Consider the following 19,837-nt stretch of genomic DNA (forward strand, 5'->3'; position numbering starts at 1 on the left):
GAGGGGCGCGACCGATCGATCGAGAGAGAGTTGTGACGAGTGTCTGACAGAAACCGCGACGACGTCGACTGGGCGACGGCTGCCGAGCAGTCGTCGGAGGTCGAGGAGGAGCAGGAGGGCGACGTCCAGTCGCAGGCTGAGGACGCCGTCGAGCCCGCCGAGCAGGGTGCGCTGAGCATCATCGACGAGAACGAGTCCGAGGACGACCTCGCCTCCGACCTCGAGGCAGCGCTGGACGCCATCGGCTCCGTCGACGACCCCGAGGCCGACTCCGCCGTCGACGAGGCCGCGCACATCGACACCGTCGAGGAGGCCGAAGCGGCCCTCGAGGCCGTCGAGGACGAGGCCGAGGTCGCCGCCGAGGACGCCGAGGCCGCCGGTGAGGACCTCGCCGACATCGACCCGTACGAGGCCTTCCGCACCGAGCTGCGCGGCAAGCCGGGCAAGTGGTACGTCATCCACTCCTACGCCGGCTTCGAGAAGCGCGTGAAGTCCAACATCGAGAACCGCAAGGTCTCGCTCGAGGCCGAGGACTACATCTTCGAGGTCCAGGTCCCGATGGAGGACGTGGTCGAGATCAAGAACGGCCAGCGCAAGATGGTCACCCGCGTGCGCATCCCCGGCTACGTGCTGGTGCGCATGGACCTCAACGAGGACTCGTGGTCGGTCGTCCGCCACACGCCGGGCGTCACCGGCTTCGTGGGCAACGCCCACAACCCGACCCCGCTGCGCTTCGAGGAGGCCTTCACGATGCTGAAGAGCCTCGTCGAGATCAAGGACGTCGCCCCCTCGAAGATCTCCGGCGCCAAGGGCCAGAAGCAGGCCCAGCGCGTGCTGCCCGCCGAGGTCGACTTCGAGATCGGCGAGACCATCACCATCAAGGAGGGCTCGTTCGCGGGTCTTCCCGGCTCGATCAGCGAGATCAAGCCCGAGAGCGGCAAGCTCACCGTGCTCGTCTCGCTCTTCGAGCGCGAGACCCCGGTCGAGCTGTCGTTCGACCAGGTCACCAAGCTCTGACGCGTCGCCTCCGCCCTGTCGGGGGTGGCCCCGCTCGTGTAAGCTCGTACGGGTTTTCGTGTCGGCGCCCGCCTCTGTGCGCGCCGGACGACCCTCCTCCACCGCGATCCGGCACCGTCGGATGCGCGGGAGAGCGGCCGGGAGCCCCCGACCGCTCGAACCCTGAGAAAAGGAATCAGAATGGCCCCCAAGAAGAAGGTCACCGGCCTGATCAAGCTCCAGATCAAGGCCGGCGCGGCCAACCCCGCGCCCCCGATCGGTCCGGCGCTCGGTCAGCACGGCGTCAACATCATGGAGTTCTGCAAGGCGTACAACGCGCAGACCGAGTCGCAGCGCGGCAACGTCATCCCCGTCGAGATCACCGTCTACGAGGACCGCTCGTTCACCTTCGTGCTGAAGACCCCGCCCGCGGCGGAGCTCATCAAGAAGGCAGCCGGCGTCGCCAAGGGCTCCTCGACCCCGCACACCGTGAAGGTCGCGAAGCTCACCCAGGCGCAGGTCCGCGAGATCGCCGAGGCGAAGCAGGTCGACCTGAACGCCAACGACATCGACGCCGCCGCGAAGATCATCGCCGGCACCGCCCGCTCGATGGGCATCACGGTCGAGTAGCGCGACGCGCTGCTCGACGGCGGGAGCGACGCGCCCACCGGCGCGGACCCACCGCGGAAGCCTCGAGAACCCGACGGCGGCCCCTCAGCGGGGTCGCACGCCCGGTCCGGATACGCCTCCGCAGGACCTCTCCGCCTCCCGCGAGCAGCAGTCACGGCCGCGATCGCGGCACCACCAGAACTCCATCACCCCCGTGGGAGAGCCCGCCAGGCTCTAGAACCACATTCTCGTTTCAAGGAGAAACAACATGGCACAGAAGTCGAAGGCCTACCGGGCCGCCGCGGCCAAGCTCGAAGAGGGCAAGTTCTACACGGCCGACGAGGCCGTCGCGCTCGCCCGCGAGACCGGTTCCGCCAAGTTCAACAGCACCGTCGAGGTCGCCCTCAAGCTCGGTGTCGACCCCCGCAAGGCCGACCAGATGGTCCGCGGCACGGTCATCCTGCCCCACGGCACGGGCAAGACCGCCCGCGTCATCGTGTTCGCGACCGGTCCGGCCGCCGAGGCCGCGCTGGCCGCCGGTGCCGATGAGGTCGGCGGCGCCGAGCTCATCGAGAAGGTCGCGGGCGGGTACACCTCGTTCGACTCCGCCGTCTCGACCCCGGAGCTCATGGGCCAGGTCGGCCGTCTCGGAAAGGTGCTCGGCCCCCGCGGCCTCATGCCCAACCCGAAGACCGGCACCGTGACCCCGGACGTGGCGAAGGCCGTGACCGAGATCAAGGGCGGAAAGATCGAGTTCCGCGTCGACAAGCACGCCAACGTGCACCTCGTCGTGGGCAAGGCCGCCTTCACCGAGGAGCAGCTCCAGGAGAACTTCAAGACCGCGCTCGACGAGATCCTCCGCCTCAAGCCGTCCTCCTCGAAGGGCCGCTACATCCAGAAGGCCGCCGTCTCGACGACCTTCGGCCCCGGCATCCCGCTGGACGTCAACGTCCTGGCCTGAGCCGGGCACGCACTGACGTGAGGAGGGGGTCCGCTTCGGCGGGCCCCCTCCTTCGTCGTCCCGGCATACTGGACCGGTGATCCGCCGCTCCACTCCGCCGCGCCTCCCGTGACCGTCCGCCGCGCGTCGGCCGCCGATGCCGAGGCCCTGGCCGAGCTGGCCGCCGCGACCTTCCCGCTGGCCTGCCCGCCGCACACCACCGCGGAGGCGAAGGCCGAGTTCGTGCGCACCGTGCTCTCGGTCGAGCGCTTCCGCGACCACCTCGCCGATCCGCTCCGCTCGCTCCTGGTCGACGACGACTCCGGCGCGCTGACCGGCTACGCGATGCTCGTGCGCGGAGAGCCCGCCGACGCCGACGTCGTCGCGGCGATCCGGTTGCGTCCGACCGTCGAGCTCAGCAAGTTCTACCTCCTGCCCGGCCGGCACGGCTCCGGAGCGGCGGCCGCGCTGATGGCCGCGACCCTCGAGGAGGCGCTGGATCACGGTGCCGCGGGCGTCTGGCTCGGCGTCAACGAGGAGAACGCGCGTGCTCAGCGGTTCTACTCCAAGCACGGCTTCGCGGTCGTCGGCCGCAAGCGCTTCCTCGTCGGCGACCGCTGGGAGGACGACTTCGTCCTCGAGCGCTCTCTCGCCTGACCCTCCCCGCGAGACGCCACCCGAGTACGCGACCCGCTCCGCGTGGCGTATCCGAGTGGCATCTCGCCGAGGTCAGCCCTCGGAGACGGTGAGGACGATCTTGCCGCGGGTGTGGCCCGTCTCGAGCTGCTCGTGCGCCTCGCAGGCGCGGGCGAGGGGGAAGATGCCGTCGATGAAGACGCGGACGTCGCCCGACTCGAGAAGGCGCGAGACCACGCCGAGGGTCGCCCCGTCGGGAGCGACGCGGTAGGTGGAGGCGCGGACGCCCGCAGCGGCCGCCTCCTCGAAGAACCCGGGCCAGCTCCCGGTGGGCGCGTTCACGATCAGGCCCCCGGGGCGGAGGACCCTCAGCGAGCGCGAGCCCGTGTCGTCGTGGACGTTGCCGACCAGATCGATGACCACGTCGACGCCGGACAGCAGCTCGTCGAAGCGCTCGGCGGTGTGGTCGATCACCTGCGCGGCGCCGAGCTCGTGCAGCCACTGCAGGTTGCGGGTCGAGCCGGTCGCGATCACCGAGGCGCCGAAGTAGGCGGCGAACTGCACCGCGAAGTGGCCGACTCCGCCCGACCCGGCGTGGATGAGGATCCGCTGGCCCTCGTGCGCCTTGGCGAGCTCGACGACCATGCCCCAGGCGGTGAGCGCCGCGAGCGGGACGCCGGCCGCTTCGACGTGCGAGAGCGTCGACGGCTTCCGCGCGATGGAGACGCTCGGCACGCTGACGTACTCCGCGTAGGAGCCCGAGTAGCGCGGCACCATGACGAAGCCGTAGACCTCGTCGCCCGGCCGCAGCGGATGCGCCGGATAGGGGCTCGAGACGACGACGCCCGAGAAGTCGTGGCCGAGGACCGCCGGGTAGGAGGCGATCTGCGAGGCGACCCCCTGGCCCGCGCGCGTCTTCGCGTCGAGCGGGTTCACGCCGGCCGCGACCACCTTCACGGTGAACTCGGCGTTGATGGCGGAGGGTGTCGGCACGGTCGCCAGGTGCAGGGCGGAGGCGTCGCCCGGCGCGTCGATCACCGCCGCCGTCATCGTGTCGGGGAGGACGACCTCCTCCGGGATCTCGCCGATCGCGAGGCCGTGCCCGAGCGCGCTGGTGTGCATCGTCGCCTTTCCTGTCGCTGAGGCGTGCGGGTGGAGCGTGCCGAGGACGTCGCCCCCGATCCCCGCATCCGACGCCGCGACCAGTCAATCGAGGCAATGAGTCGGCGCTGTTACGGGGGTGTCACCCTCGGGAGAAGATTGGCGCGCGGAGCCGCGGGCGCCCGGTCTGGCACGATGAGGGGATGCGACGCCGACGTACCCTGCTGGTCGGCGGTGCCCTCCTTGTCCTGGCCGGGCTCGTGGTCCTCCTGGCCGCCCGGATCAGCATCGGCACCAGCCGCTGGGTCTACGTCAGCGAGATGGGCGCGCCGGACCTGCCGACGGCGGGCGCCTTCGAGGCCGCTCTTCTGCTCGTGGCGGCCGGCGGCGCGCTGATCGCCGCGGGCGCCTGGCCGGTGCGCGCCCGCCTGCTCCCCGCCCTCCGCCCGGCGGGCGCGATCCTCCTGGCGGCCGCCTGCTTCGCGCTCGCCTCGCAGGTGACCTGCACGGCGGGCTGCCCGCTGCCGGTCGGGCCGGCCTTCCGCTGGCAGGACCTCATCCACACCTCGGCCGCCGTGCTCGGCTTCGGGGCCGCCTGCGCCGCGATGCTCCAGCTGGCGACCGTGCGGGGGCGCCCGGCGGTCGCGCGGCTCTCGCTCGCCGCCGGGATCTCGGTGGCGGTCGTCGCCGGGACGGGCGGGATCCTGTCGCTCCTGCGCGTGTGGCTGCGGCTCGGCGGGACGCTCGAGTTCGTGGCGACGGCGATCGCAGTGCTCTGGCTCGCGTTCGTCGGCCTGGTGCTCGCGCTCGAGGACCTCAGCGCTGAGCGAGCCAGCCGCGGACGTGCCCGCGGATCCGGTCCTGCTGAGCGGCGAAGCCCTCGTCCCGCGACGGCACCCGCTCGCAGTCCGCATCCGGAAGAGCCCTAGCCCACGCCTCCGCGACCTCGACCGGGTGCACAGGGTCGCGCTCGGCCGCGATCACCAGGGTGCGCGCGATGACCTCGCCCAGCTCTCCGGAGTCTCGGTAGGCGGCGTTCCGCGGGATCTGGGCGAGCCGGACGGCGCGCTCGGCCGCCCGCGGGGAGCGGAACTGCAGCGTCAGCGCCTCCGCCGACGCGGGGGACACCTCGGCGGCGCGCGCGAACAGGCCCGAGGTGCGGAACATCCGCTCGCCGCGCTTCGCTCCGTGGTCGTGCAGCAGCTGCGCGATGACGGGGAACACGGTGAGGTTCTCGGGCAGCGGCTCGGCGGTGAAGGCGGGGCGCACGAAGACGGCGCGGTCGATCGGCAGCACGCGTCGGACGGCGAGGCGCAGGGCGATCGCCGCGCCCATCGAGATGCCGAGCACCGTGAGCGGCTTGTGCGCGGCTCCGGCCCGCACGACCTCCTCCGTCACCTCGTCGGCCAGCGCCTCGAGGGCGAAGTCGCCGGGCGCGCCGAGCAGCTCGGAGGCGCCGTGGGCGCGGACGTCCGGAGCGATGACCTCGCTGCCGGCGGGGAGGGCGGAGCGCAGCAGCCCCAGGGGCTGGGAGCGGTCGCCGCCCAGGCCGTGCAGGAGGAGGACCGTCACCGGGCGCGCGTCCGCTCGTGCAGCTCGGCCATCAGCATCCCCGCCAGCCGCACGAGGATGTGGATCTCGTCCTCGTCGCGGTCGACCCAGCGGGAGTTCGGCTCGCCCTCGATCGGCACGAAGTCGCGGTGCTGCTCCCAGACGACGAGCGTGCGCTCGGCGCCGAGGACGTACTGCTGCCAGAAGACCTGCCGCAGGTAGTGGCGCGGGATGCTCCGCCACGGCTTCGTCGTGGTCTTGATCTCGCAGAGCTCGAGCCGGCCGTCCTCGCGGAGGCCGATGCCGTCGGGCGTGGCGAGGTGGCGCCGCTCCTGGCTCGCGTGGAAGAGGGTGCTGCTGGGCTCGATCGCGTGCTCGCTCCGCACCCAGGCGGCGATCTCGGGCTCGCGGGCGCGGCCGTGGTCGGTGAAGGCGTTGCCGCCGAAGCCGGTGCCGTAGAGCTTGTCGAGCGCGGCCCTGCCGATCGCGGCGGGGGAGGAGAGGCGGGCGACGTCGGTCGCCGTGATGCCGCGCGAGCGGGCGCGGAGCCAGGCGACGCGGTCCGAGGAGTCGGCGACGACCCTCCGGAGGTGCGGGGGCTCGGCGTCCGTGAAGACGGGCTGCGTCTCCCAGGGGAAGGAGAGCTGCAGGTCGGGCACCGATTCATTCTCTGCCCCCTGCGGCGCCCGGTCGAATCGGCACGCCGACCCGCGGCGTCTCACCGGGGCGCGACGGCCCGCGCCGGCGGCTCAGGCGTCGAGGAAGGCGTCGACGTGCGCGGGGGAGAGGAGGTGGCGCCGGACCATCAGGGCGGCGCCGCGGACGCCTCCGCCCTGGGCCGCGGCCTGCACGATGTCGAGCGCGCGGGTCGCCAGGGGGAGGGAGCGGCGGTAGACGACCTCGCGGACCCCGGCGAGGACCTCGTGGCTGGCCTGGGCGATGCTGCCGCCGACGACGATGACGGACGGGTTCAGGAGGTTCACGCAGGTGGCGAGCACCTCGCCGATGTCGCGGCCGGCGGCGCGCGTGAGCTCGACGGTGGTGGGGTCCCCGCCGGTCAGCAGGGTGACGACGTCGGAGGTGCTGGCGGCGTCGATCCCGGACTCGGTCAGGCGGCGGGCGATCGCCGAGCCGCTCGCGATCGCCTCGAGGTCGGCCTCGCCGCGGTCGCCGGGGACCTGCACGTGGCCCAGGTCTCCCGCCGCTCCGAGGGCTCCGCGCTGCAGGGCGCCGCCGCTGACGATCCCGGCTCCGATGCCGGTGGAGACCTTCACGTAGAGGAGGTCGTCGACGTCGGCGTAGTGGTCGGCGTGCTCGCCGAGCGCCAGCAGGTTCACGTCGTTGTCGACGAGGACGGGCACGGGGAGGCGGCGGCCGACGAACTCCGGGATGTCGAAGCGGTCCCAGCCGGGCATGATCGGCGGCTTCACCGGGCGGCCCGTCGCGTGCTCGACGGGTCCGGGGACGCCGACGCCGACTCCCGCGAGCGGGCCGGCCGCCGGAGTCCGGCCGAGCAGGGCCGCGGCGACGTCGAGGGCGTGGCCGAGGACGGCGAGGGGGCCGTCGGCGATGGCGATGCTCTCGCGGCGGCGGGCGAGGACCGTGCCGTCGAGGTCGGTCAGGGCGACGACGGCGTGCGCGGCGCCCAGGTCGACGGCGAGGAGGCTGCGCGCCCGGGGGTCGAAGGCCACGCGGGCGGCGGGGCGGCCTCCGGAGGAGGGGGCGTCATCCTGCCGGGCGACCAGGCCGGAGGCGGTGAGGACGTCGAGCTGGGCGGAGACGGCCGCGCGCGGCAGGCCCGTCTCGGCGACCACGTCGGCCCGCGTCCGGGGCGCCCCGTCGGCCAGCAGGAGCAGCAGCTCGCCGACCGCGCTGACGGTGATGCGGCGGCGCGGGGACATGGCCAGAGTCAACCACAGCGCCCGTGCTTCTGTGCGGCGGGTGCCCGACTCGGCGGGCGCGCAGGGCTAGTTTTGCTTGTCCGTGAGCAAAAGTCCGCGTAGGGTTCGAGGCACACCTTCCGATGCGATCAGGAGCCCCACCGGTGGCCACACCCCCAGACCTCTCTGTCCAGCTGTACTCGGTGCGCGAGCCGCTCGCGGCCGATCTGCCCGCCACCCTCGACCGCCTCGCGGCGATCGGCTTCACCACGGTCGAGCTCTTCGGGTTCGTCGACCTGGCCGACGCCTACCGCGCGGCGCTCCCGGCCAGCGGACTGCGCGCTCCCAGCGCCCACGCGCGCCTCCTCGGCCCGCAGGGCGACGCCACCGTCGACGAGATCCTCGACACGGCCGCCTCGCTCGGCGTCGAGACCGTGATCGACCCCTTCGTCGACCCGACCCGCTGGACCACCGCGGACGACGTCGCCCGCATCGCCGACGAGCTGAACGCGCTGGTCGACTCCGCCGCCGCCCGCGGCCTGGTGCTCGGCTACCACAACCACGCCTTCGAGTTCGAGAACCGCGTCGACGGCCGCAGCGCCTTCGAGCACCTCGCGGGCCTGCTCGACCCGCGCATGGTCCTCGAGCTCGACACCTACTGGGCGGCCGTCGGCGGCGACGACCCGGTCGAGGTGCTCGGACGCCTCGGCGACCAGGTGCGCTTCCTGCACGTGAAGGACGGCCCGATCTCGGCCGACACCCAGGAGCAGCTGCCCGCGGGCGAGGGCGCGATGGACGTCCCGGCGATCCTCGCCGCCGCTCCTCAGGCCCTGCCCGTGCTGGAGTTCGACGCCTACGCCGGCGACATCTTCGAGGGCCTGGAGTCGGCCCACCGCTACGTCTCGGGGCTCGGCGCATGAGCGGCACCGGCCGCGTGGGCGTCGGCGTCATCGGCGCCGGCAACATCAGCACCCAGTACCTGACCAACCTCACCGTCTTCCCCGACCTCGAGGTGCTCTTCGTCGCCGACATCGACCTCGAGCGGGCGAGGACCCAGGCCGAGGCCTTCGGCGTCCCCGCCTCCGGCACCGTCGAGGAGCTCCTCGCGCACGAGGGCGTCGAGATCGTCGTGAACCTCACGATCCCGGCCGCGCACGTCGAGGTCGCGCGCCGCGCGGTCGAGGCGGGCAAGCACGTGTGGACCGAGAAGCCCTTCTCGCTCGACCGCGACAGCGGGATCGAGCTGCTCGCGCTGGCGAAGGACAAGGGGCTGCGCGTCGCGACCGCTCCCGACACCTTCCTGGGCGCGGGCCTCCAGACGGCGCAGCGCGTGATCGAGAGCGGAGCCATCGGCACGCCGCTCTCCGCCCTCACCCTCTTCCAGGGCCCCGGCCCCGAGTCGTGGCACCCGAACCCGGAGTTCTTCTTCGCCGAGGGCGGCGGACCGCTGCTGGACATGGGCCCGTACTACATCACCACGCTCGTGCAGAACCTCGGCCCCGTCGAGAGCGTCACCGCCGTCTCGTCCCAGGCCCGCGCCACCCGCGTGGTGGGCTCCGGCCCGAAGGAGGGCACCGAGTTCCCGGTGACCATCCCGACGCACATCGGCGGGCTGCTCCGCTTCGAGTCCGGGGCCTCGGCCCAGGGCGTGTGGAGCTTCGAGTCGAGCCTGCCGCGCACCGGCTTCGTCGAGATCAACGGCTCCGAGGGCACCCTCGTCCTCCCCGACCCGAACCAGCACGACGGAGAGATCACCCTGCACCGCCGCGGGTCCGCCGAGCCTGAGGTCATCGCGGCGACCGGCTCGACCGCCTCCCGCGGCACCGGCGTGCTCGAGCTCGCCCGCGCGATCCGGGCCGACCGCCCCGAGGCCGCCTCCGGAGACCTCGCGTATCACGTCACCGACGTGATGCTCTCGCTGCTCGAGGCCGCCGAGACCGGCGAGAAGGTCCTCGTCACCAGCTCCGTGACGCCCCGCCCCGCACTGCCCGAGAGCTGGGACCCGACCGAAGCGACCCTCTCCTGATGCCCGCGCCCCTGCGCGTCGGCGTGCTCGGCGGCGGCTTCATGGCGGCCGTGCACAGCCGCGCGGCCCGCAGCGCCGGAGCGGTGCTCGCCGGAGTCGCCTCCTCCACCCCGGAGAAGGGCGAGCGGGCGGCGGCCGAGCTCGGCGTCGAGCGCGCCTACCCGGACGCCCGGGCCCTGATCGAGGACGAGAGCATCGACCTCGTGCACGTCTGCACCCCGAACGCCACGCACGCCGCACTCGCGCTCGCGGCGATCGAGGCGGGCAAGCACGTGGTGTGCGAGAAGCCGCTCGCCGCGACGCTGCGGGAGGCGGAGTCGCTCGCTGCGGCCGCGTCCTCCGCCGGCGTGGTGGCGACCGTCCCGTTCGCCTACCGCTTCCACCCGATGGTGCGCGAGGCCCGTGCCCGCGTCGCCTCCGGCGAGACCGGCCGCCTGGTCACGGTCCGCGGGAGCTACCTCCAGGACTGGCTGCTGGGCGCCTCCGACGACAACTGGCGCGTCGACCCGGCCGCCGGCGGCCGCTCGCGCGCCTTCGGCGACATCGGCTCGCACCTGGTCGACCTGCTGGAGTTCGTCACCGGCGACCGGATCGACTCGCTCGCCGCGATCACGAGCACCGTCCACGCCGAGCGCGGCGGCCGCCCGGTGAGCACCGAGGACGTGGCCGGCCTGATCGTCCGGCTCGAGGGCGGCGCCGTCGGCACGCTCCTCGTCTCGCAGGTCACCGCGGGCCACCGCAACGAGCTGGTGCTCGAGGTGTCCGGGCTGGAGGAGTCGCTGCGCTTCGAGCAGGAGCTCCCCGAGACGCTGTGGGTCGGCCGGCGCGACAGCGCCCTGCTGGTGCCGCGCGACGCCTCGATCCTCGCGCCCGATGCGGCCCGGCTCTCGATCGTGCCGAGTGGTCATCCGATGGGCTACCAGGACGCCTTCACGGCGTTCGCCCGCGACACCTACGCCGCCGTGGCGGGCGCCGCCGTGGAGGGTCTGCCGACCTTCGCCGACGGCCTCCGCGCGGCGCGCATCACCGAGGCCGTGCTCGACGCGGCCGAGACAGGCGCCTGGGTGACCGTGCCCGCCGCCGACGACCGGACGGAGATCGCCGCATGAGCGACGAGAAGACCTACCCCGCCACCCACCCCGTGACGCTGTTCACCGGCCAGTGGGCCGATCTGCCCTTCGAGGAGGTCGCCCGACTCGCCGCCGAGTGGGGCTACGACGGACTCGAGATCGCGGCCTCGGGCGACCACCTCGACCTCAAGCGCGCGGACGAGGACGACGCCTACGCAGCCTCGCGCCTGGAGATCCTCGACCGCTACGGCCTCGAGGTCTTCGCCATCTCGAACCACCTCACCGGCCAGGCCGTCTGCGACGACCCGATCGACTTCCGCCACAGGGCACTCGTGCGCGACTACACCTGGGGCGACGGCGACGCGGAGGGGGTGCGTCAGCGCGCCGCCGAGGACATGAAGCGCTCGGCGCGGGTCGCCCGCAAGCTCGGCGTGGACGTGGTCGTCGGCTTCACCGGCTCGAAGATCTGGCCCTACGTGGCGCAGTTCCCGCCGGTGCCGGCCTCCGTGATCGACGAAGGGTACGAGGACTTCGCGACCCGCTGGAACCCGATCCTCGACGAGTTCGACGCGAACGGCGTGGTCTACGCGCACGAGGTGCACCCGTCCGAGATCGCCTACGACTACTGGTCGAGCGTGCGCACCCTCGAGGCGATCGGGCACCGCCCGGCCTTCGGCTTCAACTGGGACCCGTCGCACATGATGTGGCAGGACATCGACCCGGTCGGCTTCATCGTCGACTTCAAGGACCGGATCTACCACGTCGACTGCAAGGACACCCGCCTGCGCCCGAAGAACGGCCGCGCCGGCGTGCTCGGCTCGCACCTGCCCTGGGGCGACCCGCGCCGCGGCTGGGACTTCGTCTCGACGGGGCACGGCGACGTCCCGTGGGAGGACGCGTTCCGGGCGCTGGAGTCGATCGGCTACTCCGGCCCGATCTCCATCGAGTGGGAGGACGCCGGGATGGACCGCCTCCACGGCGCGAAGGAGGCCGTCGGCTTCATCCGCTCGCTGCTCTGGAGGACCCCGACCGCGTCGTTCGACGCCGCGTTCTCGAACCAGTAGCCGCGCGGCTCCCCTCGGCGGGATCCCGCTCCGGTCCGCAGGCCACGTCGCCCGCGCCGGATCGGGGTCCTGCAGGCGGGGGTGGGGTCAGTCGGCGGCCTTGGCGGCGCGCTCGGACTTGATGCGGGCCTGCTCGCGGCGGACCTCCGCGTAGCGGTTCTGCTCGACGCGCAGCCACTCGGGGACCTCGTCGAGCAGGGCCTGGATCTCGGGAGTGGTCAGCGCCTCGGTGACGCCGCCGCGGGCGAGCCCCGAGATGGAGACGTTCAGCCGGGAGGCGATGACGGAGCGGGGGTGCGGCCCCTCCTCGCGCAGCTGCACGAGCCAGGCGGGCGGGTTCGCGGCGAGCTCGTCGTACTGCTCGCGCGTGATCGCCGACTCCTGGAACTCCTCCGGGGTCGCGGGCAGGTAGACCTGCAGCTTCTTCGCCGCGGTCGCAGCCTTCATCGTCTGTGTCGCCTTGGCCATGCGGCAACCCTACCGGCGCGGCGCGGACCACCTACCCTGAGGGGATGAGCGAGCAGCCCGAGACCGTCGACCCGCAGGCCGCTCCCGAGGCGGAGGGGCGTCCGGAGGGCGGGGCGGACGCGGCGGCGGACGACGCGTCGGCCGGATCGGGTGCGGTCGGCGCCGGAGCCGGAACCGAGTCGGACGACGCCGACGGCGACTCCGAGGACGGCGACTCCGACGACCTCGACTCCGACCACCTCGACTCCGCCGACCTCGACGCCGAGGACAGCGACGCCGGGGACAGCGATGTCGACGACGCCGCCGACTCCGACGACGCCGACTCCGACGCCGAGGACGCCGTCCCCGCCGGCCCCGTGCTCGCCGTCGCCCTCGTGCCCGGCGTCACCCCCACCAAGTGGACCCGCGTCTGGGGCCAGCGCCGCTCCGATCTCCCGCTGCGCATCACCGTCGTCGCCGAGCGCGATCAGGAGCAGGCGCTGCTCGACGGCCGCGCGCAGCTGTCGTTCGTCCGCGGCGACGTCTCCTCCTCCGCCCTCAGCTCCATCCACCTCTACGACGAGCAGCCCGTCGCCGTCCTCGGCCGCGAGCACGCCCTGGCCGCCGCGGAGGAGCTCGACGTCGCCGAGCTGGCCGGCGAGCACCTCCTCCAGGACCCGGAGGACGTGCCCGAGTGGGCCGCGGTCGCCGAGGAGCTCGCGGACGGCTCGCGGCGCCCGCTGCCGCGCATGGCCGGTCTCGACGACGCGGTCGAGCAGGTCGCGGCCGGCGTGGGCGTGCTGATCGTGCCGCAGTCGGTGGCGCGCGTGCACAGCCGCAAGGACGTCACCGCGGTGCCGGTGACCGGCGTCGCTCCCTCCTCCGTCCGCCTCGCCTGGGTGACGGACGACAAGGGCGACGACGTCGAGGACTTCATCGGAGTCGTCCGCGGCCGCAGCGCGAACACCACGCGCGGCACCGCCGCGACGCCGAAGGTCGAGTCGCGGGCGAAGGCCGCCAAGGCGAAGGCGCGGGAGGCGCGCGAGAAGGCGGAGAGGGCCGGCGGCGGCAAGAAGAAGCCGGCCCGCGCCAAGGCGTCCGCGCCGGCGGTGCGGCGCACCCGCAAGCCCCGCGGCCGCTGACCGTGGCCGACGACGCCGGCTGGTCGCTCCGCCCCGCCACCGCGGAGGACGCCGCAGCGATCGCCGAGCTGCGCGCGGTCGTCATGCGCCCGTCGCTCGAGACGCTCGACCGCTACGACGAGCACCGCGTGCGGCACCGCTTCCTCGACGGCTACCGGCCCGAGCTCACCCGGGTGATCGAGCTCGACGGCGCCTTCGCCGGGAGCATCGCCGCGCGGGTCGAGCCGGACGCGGTCTGGATCGAGCACTTCTACCTGGCGCCGCACGCACAGGGACGCGGAGTCGGCGGCGCCGTCCTGCGCCGGGTGATGGCGGAGGAGGCGCGGCCGGGTCTGCCCTTCCGGCTCGACGTGCTGAAGCGCAGCGACGCCCGCCGCCTCTACGAGCGGCACGGCTTCCGGTTCGAGCGCGCTCTGGAGTGGGACGACATCCTCGTCGCGCCGCCTGTCTCCTGACCCCTGATCGGGGAGGACGACGGGGCGCGGGCCGCCGCTAGCATGAGCGCGATCCCCTCCGCCGGGTCGGCCGCAGGGCGACCTCCTCCTGGAAGCAGGCACTCCGCCGTGTCCCCGCTCGTTCTGAGGTCCGCCGCCTCCGCGGTCCTCGTCGCCGCCCTGGCGATCACCTCCAGCCCGCTCGCCTCCGCCGCATCGGCGGCCGCGCCGTCGGCCGCCCCCGTCGCCGCATTCGGCGCCGCCTCCGACGCGCCCCGCTCGATCGTGCTCCCCGAGGGGCAGCCGCTCTGGCAGCCCAGCGCCGAGTCCCCCCTGCCCGCCGTGCCGGACGAGGCGCCGAGCGCCGCCCGTGCGAGCGCTGCGGCGTCGATCAGCGGCCGTGTCGTGGTCGAGGAGGCCGACGGCTCGATCGCGACCACCACTCCCCGCGGCGCCCTCCTGAACGTCGAGGTCTGGTCGAGCGAGGCGGGGCTCCTCGGGAACCACTCCGTCGCCGGCGACCTCACCTTCAGCATCGACGGGCTCACCGCCGGGCAGACCTACTACCTGCTGATCAAGGACGACGCCGACCTGTACGCCGACCTCTGGTCCGGCGGCAGCGCCGTCGCCCGCAGCGCAGAGCCGCTCCAGGCCCCTGCGGCCGGCGTGCAGCTGCGCACCGCACGGCTGGGCTCGCTCGAGGGACGCCTGAGCGGCGTCGCGGGCGACCAGCGCGTCGACATCTGGTACCGCGACCCGGGAACCGACGGCTACTTCCGCACCGGCGAGCTCGACCTGATCACGGGCGGCGACAACCCGTACTCGTTCCAGCAGGTCGTCCCCGGCGACTACCTCGTCCGGGCGTCGAGCCGCGACGACGTGATCGACGACAGCTACTGGGACCACGTCCTCCGCTCGGGCGACGCTGGCGACGTGCGCGTCCCGGTGGGCGGATCGGCCGCCGGGATCGACCTCTCGCTGAGCAGCGACTACCAGCAGTACACCGGCCGCCTCGCCGGATCGGACCGCTACGCGACCTCGGTGGAGGCGACGGGCTACTTCTCCCCGGGCATCCCGGTGCTCTACGTGGCCAGCGGGGCGAACTGGCCGGATGCGCTGAGCGCCGGCCCGGCCGCCGCCGCCCTCGGAGGCGCGCTCCTGCTCACCGATCCCGACCGCCTGCCTCGGGTCGTCTCCGACGAGATCCGCCGCCTCCGCCCGGAGCGGGTCGTGGTCGTCGGCAGCGAGCTGAGCGTGAGCCCCGGGGTCCTGTCCGAGATCCGCTCGATCGTCGGCGGCACCGAGCGGATCGGCGGGACGGACCGCTACGACACCTCCCGCCGGATCGTCGCGGACGCCTTCGGCACCGGCCCCTACTCGAACATGTTCGTCGCGACCGGCACGAACTTCCCTGACGCCCTGTCGGCCGCGCCGATCGCCGGCTGGCGTGCGCAGCCCGTGCTGCTGGTCGACGGTGCGACCTCGGGCGCCGACTCCGCGACCGCGACCGCGGTGCGCGCCCTGGCGCCGGAGCACGTGGAGTTCCTCGGGGGCGACCCCTCGATCCGGGACAAGTACGTGGCGGACTTCGCGCGTCGCGGCCTCGCCCCCTCGGTCTCGAGGATCGCCGGCCGCGACCGCTACGAGACCAGCGTCGAGCTGAACAGCGCCTACCCCCAGTCGCTGCTGCAGGACAGCGTCTTCCTCGCCGCGGGGTCCTCCTTCGCCGACGCCCTCTCGGGAGCGACGACGGCGGCGGCCCTGGGCTCGTCCGTGCTGCTGACCGAGCGCGACTGCGTGCACGACTCGACGCTGCGCTTCCTGGCCTCCAACTCGAAGAACTACGCGTTCCTGCTCGGCGGGGAGCCGACGCTCACCGAGGACGTGGCGAACCTCCGCAACTGCGAGTACGACTTCTGACGACGCGTGCTCCCGGGGTCCGGGGCTAGGGTTCGAGCATGCCCACGAGCGATGAGACCTGGACCCTGGCCGAGCACGACGTACCGGTGTACCGCAGCGGTGAGGGCGGCCGCGCGCTGATCCTGATCCACGAGGTCTGGGGGGTCGACGGGCACATCCGCTCGGTCGCCGACCGCTACGCGGCCGAGGGCTACAGCGTCGTCGCCCCCGAGCTCCTGGCCGACAGCGGCCTGCTCGAGCAGCTCGACGAGGAGCAGCGCGCCGACTACGACCACCCGGTGCGGCGCCTGCCGCGCCAGGTCGAGCTGCGCACCTTCTTCGCCCCCGTCTTCACTCCGGAGCACGCGACGCGCACCGTCGCGATTCTCCGCGCCCTCGTCGAGCGGCTCCTGCGCCAGGAGGGCGCGACCAGCGTCTCCGTCACCGGGTTCTGCTACGGCGGCACCTTCTCGTGGGCGCTCGCGCTGGCCGAGCCGCGGCTGGCGGCGGCCGTGCCGTTCTACGGGCACGTCACCGCGTCCGCCGAGGAGCTCGGCGCGCTGCAGGTGCCGGTGCTGGCGTTCCTGGGCGATCAGGACGCTCCCCTCGTCGAGCAGGTGCCGCGCATCCGCGAGGCGACCGAGGGCAAGGACGTCGAGGTCGTCGTCTACCCAGGAGCGGGCCACGCCTTCTTCAACGACGCGAACGAGCAGACCTACCAGGCCGAGGCGGCGACCGACGCCTGGCCGCGGGCGCTCGCGTTCCTCGGAGCGCACGCGGGCTGAGCGGGCCCTCGACGGACGGCGCCCGGCTCCGCGGCGCTGAGCTCGCCGACGGCCTGAGTCAGCGCGGTCGGACCGGCAGCCAGCCCCGCCGGGCCGCGAGCACGCCCGCCTGGAAGCGGCTCTCGGCGCCGAGCAGATCGAAGAGACCGGCGACGTGCCGACGGCAGGTGCGCACGCTGAGGTCCAGCCGTGCCGCGAGCGCCTCGTCGGTGAGCCCGGCGGCGAGGCCCTGCAGGATCGACCGCTGCACCGCGGAGAGGGAGGGCTCCTCCTCGGCACCTGCCGCGTGCAGGGGCGCTGCGAACTCCCACGCCGCGTCGAACACGCGCGCCAGGGTCGCCGCGAGCTCGGGGGAGCGGACGATCAGGGCGGCGCGGTCGTCCTCGTCGCGGGAGCGGGCGACGATCGCGAGGGAGCGGTCGAAGACCACCAGCCGGAAGGGCAGCGTCGGGAGGGTCCGGAACCGCGCGCCCAGCGGCTCGAGCTCCGCGACCGAGCGCCGGAGGGCCGCGTTGTCGCGGCGGCGGTCGTGGTACAGCGTCCGCCTCGCGATGCCGCGCCCGAGCAGCTCGCGGTCGACGGCGTCGCTCGCCTCGTGCCGCTCCACGCTGCTGGTGCCGGGAGCGGCGATCAGCACCTCCTCCGAGGCTCCGCGCTGCAGGTCGAGGAGCAGCCGGAGGACGGTCGCCGGGTCCTCGATCACCTCCACCTGCTCCGCGGCGGCGAGGGCGCTGCGGGCGCTCCGGTAGGCGGGGACGAGGGCCATCAGCTCGCTGCGGCGGCGGGTGATCCCGGTCTGCAGCTCGAGGAGGCGCCGCTCGTCCTCGGCGATCAGCTCGGCCAGGGCGATGTCCGGTGCGGCCGTGGCAAGCGTTTCCGCCCCCGCGTGCAGCGGAGCGAGCAGCCGGAGCCCGATCAGCTCGTCGCGCGCCTCGCGGAGGCCGTCGACGGTGACGCCGAGCTCGTCCGACGCGCTCTCGAGCGACCAGTCTCCGCGCACGGACGCGTGCAGGTACAGCGCGATCGCGTTCTCGCTCAGCACCGGCGGCCCCCCGTTCTCCCGACCCTCCCGAGTGTAGGAGGCGCGCACTCAGCGCCGCCGCGCGAGAACCGCGACGACGGCGAGCTCACCGGCGAGGACCAGCGCCACCGCTCCGAACACGGCCGGGCCGACCAGCGCGGCGAGCGGAGTGAGACCGGCGTTCGCGAGGAGGGGGGCGAGGAGACCGATCACGACGCCGGTGCGGCGGGCGGGGGGCTGCCGGCGGGCGACGGCGACGACGCTCAGCGAGGTCGCGGCGGCGGCCGCGAGCACGAGCACGAGGACAGCCGCGGGGTGCGGCTCCCCGAGCAGGAGCAGCGCGGCCAGCGCGGCCCAGGCGAGGGCGCCTCCGGCGGCGACGGGGCCGAGGTGCGGGGTGGCGGCGGGTGCAGTGGCGGTCATGGTGCGTCCTCTCGTCGTGGTCCTCCGAGCCTCGCGAAGGCCCGTCGGCGGCACCAGATCAGCATCCGGGCACGGCAGCATCCGGACATGCGGCGGACCCTCGGCTCCGCGCGGGGCGGAGGGTCGGGGGCCCACGGGACGTCCGGGCAGGCTCCGGCCGTGGCAGCATCCGGTCAGCCGGCCTCGCGCAGCCTCCCGCCGGCGAGGTGGAGGCTGCGCTGCGCACGGCGCGACGGCAGAGTGGTGGGTGTCGTCGGCTCCTGCTCTCCGGGCGCCCGCTCTTCCCGGGGCGGTGCCCGCGGTCGTAGGCTCGCGCTCATCCGCAAATGGAGGGGCCGACGATGACCGCCACGAGAGAGACGTCCGCCCCGCCCGAGCTCAAGCGGGTGCTCGGCCCCAAGCTGCTGCTGCTGTTCGTGGTCGGCGACATCCTCGGGACCGGGATCTACGCCCTCACCGGGCAGGTCGCGGCCGAGGTGGGCGGGGCCGCGTGGCTCCCCTTCGTGATCGCGTTCGTCGTCGCCACGCTCACCGCCTGCTCCTACCTGGAGCTGGTGACGAAGTACCCGCAGGCGGCGGGCGCCGCGCTCTACGCGCACAAGGCGTTCGGGATCCACTTCGTCACGTTCCTCGTCTGCTTCACCGTGATGGCGAGCGGGATCACCTCGGCCTCCGCCGCCTCGGGCGCCTTCGCGAGCAACTTCGCGATCGGCTTCGGGCTCGGGGACGGCGCGGGGACGCGGCTGAGTATCGCGCTGGTGTTCATGGTCTGCATCGCCCTGGTGAACCTGCGCGGTGTCGCCGAGAGCGTCGGGCTGAACGTGGTGCTCACCCTGATCGAGCTCTCGGGCCTGCTGCTGGTGATCTTCGTCTGCTTCTTCGCGGTGTTCGGCGGGCAGGCCGACTTCTCGCGGGTGGTCGCGTTCGAGGCGCCGGAGGACAAGTCGCTGCTGCTCGCGGTGAGCACCGCGACCTCGCTGGCGTTCTTCGCGATGGTCGGCTTCGAGGACTCGGTGAACATGGCGGAGGAGACGAAGGAGCCCAGCCGCATCTTCCCGCGCGTGATGCTCACGGGTCTCGGCATCACCGCCGTGGTCTACGTGCTCGTGTCCACGCTCGCCGTCGCGATCGTCCCCGTGGGGGAGCTGGCCGGCAACGACACTCCGCTCGTCACGGTCGTCGAGGCCGCGGCGCCCGACTTCCCGATCTCGACGCTCCTGCCCTTCATCTCGCTCTTCGCCGTGGCCAACAGCGCGCTGATCAACATGATGATGGCCAGCCGCCTGCTCTACGGGATGAGCCGCCAGGGCGTGCTGCCGCCGTTCCTGCAGAACGTGCTGCGCGGACGGCGCACGCCGTGGGCGGCGATCCTCTTCACGACGGTGATCGCCCTGCTCCTCACCGCCTACGTGTCGCGCGACCCCTCCGACCCCATCGCGGTGCTCCTGGGCGGGACCACGTCGCTCCTCCTGCTGGCGGTCTTCGCCGTCGTCAACGTCTCCGTGCTGGTGCTGCGGCGGCAGCCGGTCGAGCACCGTCACTTCCGGACCCCCACCGTGCTGCCGGTGCTGGGCACGATCGCCTGCGTCTACCTGGTGCTGCCGATCACCTCGGGACGCGACACCGCCCAGTACGGCATCGCGGGGGTGCTGCTCGTGATCGGCGTCCTGCTCTGGGTGGCGACCTTCATCGACCGGCGGGTCCGCGGCTATGCGCGCACCGCGGCGATCGCTCCGGAGGAGCTCGACGCCGATCCCGCGGAGGACGCATCGGAAGCGCACAGCGACGGCATCGGCCGGTCATAGCCGATCCA

At 73.4% G+C, this 19,837-nt stretch carries 21 protein-coding genes; 14 read left to right on the top strand and 7 right to left on the bottom strand.

Features of this window, described 5'->3' with window-relative positions:
- Positions 1-39: 39 nt before the first annotated feature.
- From nusG to C5C49_RS13940, 4 genes are all read left to right on the top strand, one after another.
- Entirely contained in the window at positions 40-1,017 is a 978-nt protein-coding gene (gene nusG, locus C5C49_RS13925; RefSeq protein ID WP_104346363.1) for a transcription termination/antitermination protein NusG, read from the top strand.
- 180 nt (positions 1,018-1,197) lie between these two features.
- The gene (gene rplK / locus C5C49_RS13930; RefSeq protein ID WP_104223632.1) at positions 1,198-1,626 is read left to right on the top strand and encodes a 50S ribosomal protein L11; all 429 of its coding nucleotides are present in this window, start codon (positions 1,198-1,200) and stop codon (positions 1,624-1,626) included.
- A gap of 247 nt (positions 1,627-1,873) precedes the next feature.
- Entirely contained in the window at positions 1,874-2,566 is a 693-nt protein-coding gene (rplA, locus tag C5C49_RS13935) for a 50S ribosomal protein L1 (protein ID WP_104223633.1), read from the top strand.
- A gap of 108 nt (positions 2,567-2,674) precedes the next feature.
- The gene (locus C5C49_RS13940) at positions 2,675-3,202 is read left to right on the top strand and encodes a GNAT family N-acetyltransferase (RefSeq protein WP_104249802.1); all 528 of its coding nucleotides are present in this window, start codon (positions 2,675-2,677) and stop codon (positions 3,200-3,202) included.
- A gap of 72 nt (positions 3,203-3,274) precedes the next feature.
- Here the strand turns inward: C5C49_RS13940 and C5C49_RS13945 are convergent, their stop codons facing one another.
- Complete coding sequence (locus tag C5C49_RS13945) at positions 3,275-4,303, bottom strand: NADP-dependent oxidoreductase (RefSeq protein WP_374952914.1); 1,029 nt, start codon at positions 4,301-4,303, stop codon at positions 3,275-3,277.
- A gap of 182 nt (positions 4,304-4,485) precedes the next feature.
- On the opposite strand from C5C49_RS13945, the gene C5C49_RS13950 reads away from it, so the two are divergent.
- Positions 4,486-5,211: a DUF998 domain-containing protein gene (locus C5C49_RS13950; RefSeq protein ID WP_104223635.1), complete on the top strand. Its 726-nt coding sequence runs from the start codon at positions 4,486-4,488 to the stop codon at positions 5,209-5,211.
- Here C5C49_RS13950 and C5C49_RS17120 read toward each other — a convergent pair.
- The 3 genes from C5C49_RS17120 to C5C49_RS13960 form a co-directional block, all read right to left on the bottom strand.
- Positions 5,099-5,854 carry an alpha/beta fold hydrolase gene (locus tag C5C49_RS17120; RefSeq protein ID WP_181135783.1) on the bottom strand — a complete coding sequence of 252 codons (756 nt, stop codon included), beginning with the start codon at positions 5,852-5,854 and terminating at the stop codon, positions 5,099-5,101. The genes C5C49_RS13950 and C5C49_RS17120 overlap by 113 nt on opposite strands.
- Positions 5,851-6,483 carry a YqaJ viral recombinase family protein gene (locus tag C5C49_RS17125; RefSeq protein ID WP_104238303.1) on the bottom strand — a complete coding sequence of 211 codons (633 nt, stop codon included), beginning with the start codon at positions 6,481-6,483 and terminating at the stop codon, positions 5,851-5,853. Before C5C49_RS17125 ends, C5C49_RS17120 begins: the two co-directional genes overlap by 4 nt.
- Positions 6,484-6,582: 99 nt before the next feature.
- Positions 6,583-7,734, bottom strand: a complete 1,152-nt coding sequence (locus C5C49_RS13960; protein ID WP_104223637.1) for an ROK family transcriptional regulator — start codon at positions 7,732-7,734, stop codon at positions 6,583-6,585.
- Between the two features lie 143 nt (positions 7,735-7,877).
- Between C5C49_RS13960 and C5C49_RS13965 the strand changes: the two genes are divergently transcribed.
- The 4 genes from C5C49_RS13965 to C5C49_RS13980 are packed head-to-tail and all read left to right on the top strand — an operon-like array spanning position 7,878 to position 11,873.
- Positions 7,878-8,633, top strand: a complete 756-nt coding sequence (locus C5C49_RS13965; protein ID WP_258059739.1) for a sugar phosphate isomerase/epimerase — start codon at positions 7,878-7,880, stop codon at positions 8,631-8,633.
- Positions 8,630-9,739: a Gfo/Idh/MocA family protein gene (locus tag C5C49_RS13970; RefSeq protein WP_104274300.1), complete on the top strand. Its 1,110-nt coding sequence runs from the start codon at positions 8,630-8,632 to the stop codon at positions 9,737-9,739. Before C5C49_RS13965 ends, C5C49_RS13970 begins: the two co-directional genes overlap by 4 nt.
- On the top strand, positions 9,739-10,848 hold the full coding sequence (locus C5C49_RS13975) for a Gfo/Idh/MocA family protein (protein WP_104346365.1): 1,110 nt from the start codon (positions 9,739-9,741) through the stop codon (positions 10,846-10,848). The genes C5C49_RS13970 and C5C49_RS13975 overlap by 1 nt, the downstream gene beginning before the upstream one ends.
- Positions 10,845-11,873: a sugar phosphate isomerase/epimerase gene (locus C5C49_RS13980; protein WP_181135784.1), complete on the top strand. Its 1,029-nt coding sequence runs from the start codon at positions 10,845-10,847 to the stop codon at positions 11,871-11,873. Before C5C49_RS13975 ends, C5C49_RS13980 begins: the two co-directional genes overlap by 4 nt.
- An 87-nt stretch (positions 11,874-11,960) precedes the next feature.
- On the opposite strand, the gene C5C49_RS13985 is transcribed toward C5C49_RS13980, so the two are convergent.
- A complete protein-coding gene (locus C5C49_RS13985) occupies positions 11,961-12,341 on the bottom strand; it encodes a DUF5997 family protein (RefSeq protein ID WP_104223641.1) in 381 nt (126 codons plus the stop codon).
- Positions 12,342-12,385: 44 nt separating this feature from the next.
- On the opposite strand from C5C49_RS13985, the gene C5C49_RS13990 reads away from it, so the two are divergent.
- From C5C49_RS13990 to C5C49_RS14005, 4 genes are all read left to right on the top strand, one after another.
- Positions 12,386-13,462 carry a LysR substrate-binding domain-containing protein gene (locus C5C49_RS13990; protein ID WP_104346366.1) on the top strand — a complete coding sequence of 359 codons (1,077 nt, stop codon included), beginning with the start codon at positions 12,386-12,388 and terminating at the stop codon, positions 13,460-13,462.
- 2 nt (positions 13,463-13,464) lie between these two features.
- On the top strand, positions 13,465-13,917 hold the full coding sequence (locus C5C49_RS13995; protein WP_258061255.1) for a GNAT family N-acetyltransferase: 453 nt from the start codon (positions 13,465-13,467) through the stop codon (positions 13,915-13,917).
- 108 nt (positions 13,918-14,025) lie between these two features.
- Positions 14,026-15,816: a cell wall-binding repeat-containing protein gene (locus C5C49_RS14000; protein ID WP_104346367.1), complete on the top strand. Its 1,791-nt coding sequence runs from the start codon at positions 14,026-14,028 to the stop codon at positions 15,814-15,816.
- A 38-nt stretch (positions 15,817-15,854) separates the two neighbouring features.
- Positions 15,855-16,580 (top strand): dienelactone hydrolase family protein, encoded by a 726-nt coding sequence (locus C5C49_RS14005; protein ID WP_104223644.1) that lies wholly within the window; start codon positions 15,855-15,857, stop codon positions 16,578-16,580.
- A 58-nt stretch (positions 16,581-16,638) separates the two neighbouring features.
- On the opposite strand, the gene C5C49_RS14010 is transcribed toward C5C49_RS14005, so the two are convergent.
- Together C5C49_RS14010 and C5C49_RS14015 are read right to left on the bottom strand one after the other, a co-directional pair.
- A complete protein-coding gene (locus C5C49_RS14010; RefSeq protein ID WP_104346368.1) occupies positions 16,639-17,622 on the bottom strand; it encodes a LuxR C-terminal-related transcriptional regulator in 984 nt (327 codons plus the stop codon).
- A 48-nt stretch (positions 17,623-17,670) separates the two neighbouring features.
- Positions 17,671-18,024: a hypothetical protein gene (locus tag C5C49_RS14015; RefSeq protein ID WP_104247765.1), complete on the bottom strand. Its 354-nt coding sequence runs from the start codon at positions 18,022-18,024 to the stop codon at positions 17,671-17,673.
- Positions 18,025-18,365: 341 nt separating this feature from the next.
- Between C5C49_RS14015 and C5C49_RS14020 the strand changes: the two genes are divergently transcribed.
- Complete coding sequence (locus C5C49_RS14020; RefSeq protein ID WP_104346369.1) at positions 18,366-19,829, top strand: APC family permease; 1,464 nt, start codon at positions 18,366-18,368, stop codon at positions 19,827-19,829.
- Positions 19,830-19,837: the final 8 nt, after the last annotated feature.

This window comes from Rathayibacter sp. AY1E2, from assembly GCF_002932325.1.
Classification (GTDB): Bacteria; Actinomycetota; Actinomycetes; order Actinomycetales; family Microbacteriaceae; genus Rathayibacter.